The organism is Megasphaera coli (assembly GCF_900095855.1).
In the GTDB taxonomy this organism is placed as follows: Bacteria; Bacillota; Negativicutes; order Veillonellales; family Megasphaeraceae; genus Megasphaera; species Megasphaera massiliensis_A.
Window position 1 is genome coordinate 1,603,086 of the sequence record NZ_FMIY01000002.1, and the last position, 6,915, is coordinate 1,610,000.

Here is a 6,915-nt window from a genome sequence, read left to right on the forward strand (position 1 = left end):
CAGTTCGACGTGTAGACGGATAACCGTTCATAGGGGGAAATCGCATGGAACAGTTTCATTTGATTATTATTACGGGCATGTCCGGAGCGGGCAAAAGCTATTCCCTGCAGGTATTGGAAAATATGGGGTACTTTTGTATCGACAATATTCCGCCTGCGCTCATCCCCGAAATCGCTTCGCTCTGCGCCAAGAGCGGTGAGCGTGTGCGCCATGTGGCGGTGAGCGCGGATATCGGTGATGACGCTTATCTGGGCGGTTTACAGAAAGCCCTGACGGATATGCGTAAAAACGGCATTTCCTGTGAAGTCGTGTTCATGGACGCATCGGAACGGACGCTGGTTAGTCGTTATAAGGAAATGCGCCGTGTCCATCCGTTTGCTACGCAGGGGCGTATCAGCAAGGGGATTGAAGTGGAACGCGAACGGTTTGCCGCCCTGCGGCGCCATGCCGATGTATTGCTTGATACGACAGGCCTGTCGGCAAAAGAGTTAAAAGAAGTATTGCAAAAGAAATATGCTTTGCGCGGTAAGCGGGACGGTCTGTCCGTTACGGTTGTTTCTTTCGGCTTTAAATTCGGTATTCCCATTGACGCGGACATCGTGGAAGATGTTCGCTTCTTGCCGAATCCTTATTATATAGAAGAATTGCGGCACTCGTCGGGACGAGTGCCGGCCGTGCGTGAGTATATTGACGCGTCGGACGTAACGGCGGAGTTTAAAAAGCGGTGGTTTTCATTTATTGATTTCCTCCTGCCCAATTATAAAAAAGAAGGAAAAGGGCAGCTGATCATAGCTGTCGGTTGCACAGGCGGTTTGCATCGCAGTGTGGCGATGGCCGAAGCCATGTACAGGCATTTGCGCGGGCAACGTATTCCCGTAACGATTGAGCATAGAGATATGGATAAAAATGATGTCATCCATGATGCTCCCGGATATGAAGGGGAAATACGGTAGAGGAGAAGGAAAATGAAACTTTTCAGATGGCTGCGCCCGGGTGTTCATGTCAAACGGTGGCTCTTTCTCTTCGGAATCGGTATGATGATTACCAGTTTCGGACTGATTTTAACCTTTAATTACGAGTGGATCGGTGCGTTGGAAGAATGGGTTTTTCGTATGCTCTATGAAGTGACCGGTCATTATAACTATACGGTCCTCGCTTCCTTCGGCATATTCATTCTTTTGGCCGGCTTGGGTATCATGATTTGGGCGACGCGGCGGCTTATACGCACGATGATCGCCGTCGTAATGCCGAATGAATCAGGAAATCTCAGTGATTTAATCCTCGACAATCTGAAGCTTACGAAAGGACAGAAAGTTGTCGTTATCGGCGGCGGCACCGGCCTTTCCGTACTGCTGCGCGGCATGAAAAACAAAACCTATAATTTGACGGCAGTCGTCACGGTCGCTGATGACGGCGGTTCGTCCGGTCGGATTCGTCAGGACCTGGATATGATTGCGCCCGGCGACTTGCGCAACTGCCTCGTCGCTCTGGCTGATAAGGAAGGGCTCATGGAAAAGCTCTTTGCCCACCGTTTCGGCGGCAACGGCAACCTGTCGGGCCACAGCTTCGGGAATTTATTCATTGCCGCCCTCATCGAGGTCTTGGGTGATGTGGAAAGCGCCATGGATGCGACGAGCAAAATTCTCAAAGTCCGCGGTAACGTCATTCCTTCGTCGGCCCAAACAATTCGCCTTAACGCGGAAATGACGGATGGCACGGTTGTACGGGGCGAATCACAGATTCCGATTGTAAAGGGAAAGATTAAACGCGTTTTTACGACACCGGCAGAACCGCAGGCCGTCCACTCCGCCGTTGAGGCCATTGACCGGGCCGACGCGATCGTCCTGGGTCCCGGCAGTCTCTATACGAGCATTGTGCCGAACTTGCTTATTCCCGATATAGTCAAGGCCATTAAGCGCAGTAAGGCGAAGAAGGTTTATATTTGCAATGTTATGACGCAGCCCGGTGAGACGGACGGCTACAGTGTATCCGATCATGTGCGGGCTATTAACCGCCATGCAGGTGCGGACATTATCGACTTCGTCCTGGCCAATAACGGAGAGATCGATCCGGCCGTACTGCAGCATTATGCTGAAGCCGGTTCACAGCCCGTGCGTATCGATAAGAAAGAAACCGGTAAGACCGGGGCAACGGTTATCTTGGCGGATCTGGTCAGCAAGGAAACAGGATCAATGCACGATCCGAAGCGGTTGGCGACAGTGCTCTTTGACTTGATTAACGCTATGCGCAGTGATTTGTCACCTCAATTGCTGCATTACTATTTGAAGAGATATAACAGAAAGCGGTAGGATGATCCATGTCCTTTGCGGAAGATGTGAAGAATGAAATAGCCCATTACGAAGGCGGCGATAAGGACAGCCGCCGTGCCGAGCTGTCCGCTCTGCTGCGCATGGGCGGAACCGTGATTTACGGCGCTGACGGCACGACGGGAGTCGAGTTTAGCACGTCCAATAACGCCGTTGCCCGAAGGGCACTGGCAGGTTGGCGAATTATTTCGTCCGTCGTGCCGGAAGTCCGCATACGGCGCGGCTTGAAACTGCGCAAAAAAAATTATTATATTCTGCGCATGTTGCCGTCCGGTGAGACGGAGGCCGCTTTAACAGCTTTACATGTCTATCCGGTTAAACAGGACTTCTCCTCTATGCGCCTCAAAAAAAATGAGCACGGTCGGGCTTTTTTGCGCGGTGCCTTTATGGGCGGCGGTTCCGTGAATAAGCCGAGCGGTGATTACCATTTGGAACTCATGACACCGGACGGCGAGTTTGCCGCTTTTTTGTTGAAACTTATGCGCCGTTTTCGCCTGCCTGCCAAAATGACGGACCGCAAGGGCGAGTATTTGGTTTACATAAAAGAAGGTAACGGCGTATCTTCCTTTTTGCAGTATATCGGTGCCGACAGGGCGTATATGGAATTTGAAAGTGTCCGCGTCATCAAAGAAATGCGCAATAACGTGAACCGCGTCGTTAACTGCGAAACGGCAAATTTGCAAAAGACCGTTGATGCTGCAGTTGCACAAATACGGGATATTGAAAGCATACAGGCTTCGGGCCGATACGCAAATCTTACGTCGAAACTGCGGGAGACGGCGGAAATGCGCCTGGAAAATCCGGAAGCGACGCTGAGCGAATTGGCCGAGCTGTCCGGTTTGACCAAGTCCGGCCTGTCCCATCGTTTTCAGAAGATACGGAAAATTGCCAAGCAAGCGGAAAGGTAGGACCTTGTAATATGTATGGAAAAAAATTCGGTATACGTCTCGTATGGGCAGTTTTATTTTGCTTGACCGCTTCTTTTGCTCAAGCGGCAGATTTACAGACGCCCGAGGTTATGGCCCGTTTAGTGAACATGCCCATGAAATTCATGGCTTTGCGTGAACCGAAAGATACGGGCAATCTTCTGTTTTCGGACAGTCCCGAGTATGCCGAACGGGACGGCATTTTATATAGTGACCTTGTTCGCGGCGACAGCCGCATGTACTTTTATCACGTCAATCAGACAAAGGACCTGAAAAAATTTCTCGTCGTCGCCACCAATAAGGAAGCGACACCCGTCGAGATTTACGTACGCGGCAGTTGGCACAGTCGGCCGAGTACGGATTATTATGCCGTAGGACGGGAGCTGTCGGAATTATTTTACAAAGAGAGCCGCAAGGGGCGAAAGATTACGGTTCCTGCCGGCGAGACGGTCCTCCTGGATGAGAAGTTAAACGATGTAACCGTCCTCCCGGATGAACTTTTTTCGGGAATCGTTGATTTTACGGTCGACGGAGCGGCGCAAGTGGCATCGGTCATGATGCCGGCAGACGCGGATCCGCAGGCTTTTATGAAGAAGGCTTTCCTTATCGTCAGCGATGATATGAAGCTGCGCGGCCGTTTTAAGGGTAAAGACCGGTACTTGCAGGTGCAAACGCCCTATTCGACGTCAGACGGTATTTCGTATATTCGCCTGGCAGACGGCAGGACGGATCTTTTCTTAAAAGGGCCGGACATTCTCGACAATCGTTTATCCGAAAATGTAGGCAATTACGGTGTCGACTATACGGTTAAGGTCCCAACAACCGGACACGGTGCGGTGCACCTCTACTTTAATCCCGTCGGCGGTGAATATTCGGGTGTCGTCGAAGTGATTCGCACCCATAAGGACGGGTCGGACTTTGTAACACACGTGGGTTTGCCGCGCAAGGGGCACAGCATGGGTTACAATAACGCCTATGCCATGGAATATGTGACTACGTTTAAAGCCGGTGAAACCGTGCGTCTTCACTTCATGCCGCCGGGAGCGGCCAATCTGCCGGTGCAATATATTTTCGTTTCCGATAAAGTAAGTAAAGAAGTTATAAAAGAAGTGGCGGCGGAAGAACAAAAACGAAAAGAAGCAAATAAACTTATTCATGTAAAAAGGACGCTGCCTTGAGCAGCGTCCTTTTTACAGTATTACATCTTAGGTTCCGTGCCGAACCATTTCTTATAGATTTTAGCATACGTGCCGTCCGCTTTGAGCTCGGAAAGCGCCTTGTTGATTGCCTGTGTCAGTTCCCCCTTATCTTTGCTTGTCGCCATAGCGGTTCCGCGGGAATCGGTGGAATTTCCGACGAGCTTTAATTTTTCTTTGCCGCCCTGTTCCAAGTAATACATGGCAACCGCTTTATCGATGACAACGGCATCGCATGTGCCGGCTTCCAGTTCCATCCAGCCCTGTGTGTTTGTGTCGTACTGCTTTACGGTAGCACCGTGTTCCTGCGCGACTTCAACGGGCTTGGAACCGACCTGGGCGCCGACGGTTTTGCCGCTCAGCGAGTCAAACCCCGTAATATCCGTGTTGTCCTTTCGGACGACGACCGTATAGCCGCCTTTGAAGTACACATCCGTGAAGTTGACCTGTTCTGCCCGTTCCGGCGTTGCATCCATGCCTGCGGCAATGAGATCGATTTGGCCGCTCTGCAAAGCCGGGATGAGGGCATCAAAGCCGAGATTTTTCACTTCCATCTTGTAGCCGAGCTTATCGCAAATGGCTTGTGCCAAGTCGATATCAAAGCCTACGTCCTTTTCATTTTCCGTAAACTCAAAGGGCGGGAATGTCGGCTCCGTACCGACAATCAGGGTCTTTTGCTTGTCCGCGCCGTTGTCGGCGGTTGCCGTATCGTTACCGGTGCCGCAACCGGCTGCCAAGAGGGAAAGTGTAACGGCGCAGGTTGCTAAAAGAGTTGAATATATTTTTTTCATAATAAGGGCCTCCTTAGAGTAATTTCCGTAAATTGGTCAGAATCGTTTGACAGCCTGCCGAAGCAAAAGCGGCGGAAGGCGTTGCACCCGTTGTTACGGCGGCAAAATCGACGTGTCCTTTTCGGGCCGTTTCCGCGTCGATCAGACTGTCACCGATATAGAGAATATCGGAGTTGGCCAAGTTATATCGTCGCTTTATTTTATTGATTCCTTCGGGAGAAGGCTTTGGTGCCTGCACGTCTTCATAACCGATTATACAGTCGATTAAGTCCGTGATACTTTCGCGTGTTAATGTCTCCATAATACGGGACCTCGTTTTTGTGGAAACGATGCAACAGAGGGCGTTCTTATCTTTCAAGCCCTGTAAGGTAGGCACCGTATCCGGATATAAATGCGTGTTTGCGGTCATATACTTGTCGGAATAGCGTATTCGATACAGCCTGATGAGCTTTTCAATTTTTACCGGGTTCATTTCACCTGTTAAAAGGGCCATGGCGTCGTACATGGTCATACCGATAGTGGCACGTATCTTGTTTTTCGGAACGGGCGCGTATCCTTCGTCGGCAAAGAGCATTTCAAAACACATGACAATACCTTTTTCCGAGTTCGCCAGGGTGTAGTCGAAATCGAAAATATATGCCTTATACATGATTTTTACTCTTGCGGTTCCGTGCCGAACCATTTTTTATACAGCTTAGCGTAGGTTCCGTCCGCCTTTAAGTCAGCCATAGCCTTATTCACTTTTTCCTGTAAATCCTTATTATCCTTGTTGATGGCGAGAGACATACCGGAGGAAATAATCGGTTCGCCGACCATTTTGAGCTTATCGCTGCCGCCCTGCTTAAGGTAGTACATGGCAACGGCATTATCAATGACGACGGCATCGCACGTGCCGGCTTCCAATTCCATCCAGCCCTGACTGTTGGAATCGTACTGCTTTACAGTTGCGCCGTGTTCCTGGGCATAATCAACACCTTTTGTACCCACCTGGGCGCCGACGGTCTTGCCCTGTAAATCGTCAAAGCCGTTAATCGTTGTGTTGTCTTTTTTAACCACGACCGTATAACCGCCTTTAAAATACACATCCGTGAAGTTGACCTGCTCTTTTCGTTCGGGCGTTGCGTCCATGCCGGAGGCGATAATGTCGATTTGACCGCTCTGCAATGCCGGAATGAGCGCATCAAAACCGAGACTTTTAACTTCCGGTTTCATGCCCATTTTTTCGGCAATAGCCGAAGCGTAGTCAATATCAAAGCCGATATACTTGTCGTTTTCCGTAAATTCGAAGGGTGGGAAAGTGGGCTCCATGCCGATGACTAATGTGTTCTTGGAATTTTGTTGGCCTTCCTGCGTCGTGCCGCAGCCGGAAAGGGCGAAAACGGTTGTTATAGAAGCAAGAGCGAGTGCAATTAATTTTTTGTTCATAGATTCAATCTCCTTATCAATTATTTTTTCATAATTATACAACCAATAAAAATAAATAGCAAGAGAGAATCGCAAAAATATTCGAAAATAAATATGATAAAATAACATCGAAATATGAATAATAAACGTAGAGATAACAAAAAGACATAAATGGAAATATACATATTATTCGTATAAAGAAATGAAAAATTTTATTTTTCGGATATAGATACAGGGTGCAACCCCGGCCTTGACATAAGGGGAAGAAATT

At 49.4% G+C, this 6,915-nt stretch carries 7 protein-coding genes; 4 read left to right on the top strand and 3 right to left on the bottom strand.

Annotated features, from left to right (window positions below; all coding sequences use genetic code 11):
- Positions 1-44: 44 nt before the first annotated feature.
- Genes rapZ through BQ2674_RS08295 form a run of 4 tightly spaced genes read left to right on the top strand, consistent with a single transcriptional unit; the run spans position 45 to position 4,431 of the window.
- Positions 45-953, top strand: a complete 909-nt coding sequence (gene rapZ, locus BQ2674_RS08280; protein WP_075573301.1) for an RNase adapter RapZ — start codon at positions 45-47, stop codon at positions 951-953.
- Positions 954-965: 12 nt separating this feature from the next.
- Positions 966-2,309 (top strand): gluconeogenesis factor YvcK family protein, encoded by a 1,344-nt coding sequence (locus tag BQ2674_RS08285; RefSeq protein ID WP_075573302.1) that lies wholly within the window; start codon positions 966-968, stop codon positions 2,307-2,309.
- A gap of 8 nt (positions 2,310-2,317) precedes the next feature.
- Entirely contained in the window at positions 2,318-3,235 is a 918-nt protein-coding gene (gene whiA / locus BQ2674_RS08290; RefSeq protein WP_075573303.1) for a DNA-binding protein WhiA, read from the top strand.
- A gap of 11 nt (positions 3,236-3,246) precedes the next feature.
- Complete coding sequence (locus BQ2674_RS08295) at positions 3,247-4,431, top strand: hypothetical protein (RefSeq protein WP_075573304.1); 1,185 nt, start codon at positions 3,247-3,249, stop codon at positions 4,429-4,431.
- Between the two features lie 20 nt (positions 4,432-4,451).
- On the opposite strand, the gene BQ2674_RS08300 is transcribed toward BQ2674_RS08295, so the two are convergent.
- The 3 genes from BQ2674_RS08300 to BQ2674_RS08310 are packed head-to-tail and all read right to left on the bottom strand — an operon-like array spanning position 4,452 to position 6,665.
- Positions 4,452-5,240, bottom strand: a complete 789-nt coding sequence (locus BQ2674_RS08300) for a basic amino acid ABC transporter substrate-binding protein (RefSeq protein WP_075573305.1) — start codon at positions 5,238-5,240, stop codon at positions 4,452-4,454.
- Between the two features lie 13 nt (positions 5,241-5,253).
- Positions 5,254-5,889 carry an HAD family hydrolase gene (locus BQ2674_RS08305; protein ID WP_075573306.1) on the bottom strand — a complete coding sequence of 212 codons (636 nt, stop codon included), beginning with the start codon at positions 5,887-5,889 and terminating at the stop codon, positions 5,254-5,256.
- Between the two features lie 5 nt (positions 5,890-5,894).
- Entirely contained in the window at positions 5,895-6,665 is a 771-nt protein-coding gene (locus tag BQ2674_RS08310) for a basic amino acid ABC transporter substrate-binding protein (RefSeq protein ID WP_075573307.1), read from the bottom strand.
- Positions 6,666-6,915 lie beyond the last annotated feature (250 nt).

Excerpts from the sequence above, each read along its gene's own strand:
- rapZ (WP_075573301.1), top strand. The coding sequence starts at position 45 with ATGGAACAGTTTCATTTGATTATTATTACGGGCATGTCCGGAGCGGGC.
- BQ2674_RS08285 (WP_075573302.1), top strand. The coding sequence starts at position 966 with ATGAAACTTTTCAGATGGCTGCGCCCGGGTGTTCATGTCAAACGGTGG.
- whiA (WP_075573303.1), top strand. The coding sequence starts at position 2,318 with ATGTCCTTTGCGGAAGATGTGAAGAATGAAATAGCCCATTACGAAGGC.
- BQ2674_RS08295 (WP_075573304.1), top strand. The coding sequence starts at position 3,247 with ATGTATGGAAAAAAATTCGGTATACGTCTCGTATGGGCAGTTTTATTT.
- BQ2674_RS08300 (WP_075573305.1), bottom strand. The coding sequence starts at position 5,240 with ATGAAAAAAATATATTCAACTCTTTTAGCAACCTGCGCCGTTACACTT.
- BQ2674_RS08305 (WP_075573306.1), bottom strand. The coding sequence starts at position 5,889 with ATGTATAAGGCATATATTTTCGATTTCGACTACACCCTGGCGAACTCG.
- BQ2674_RS08310 (WP_075573307.1), bottom strand. The coding sequence starts at position 6,665 with ATGAACAAAAAATTAATTGCACTCGCTCTTGCTTCTATAACAACCGTT.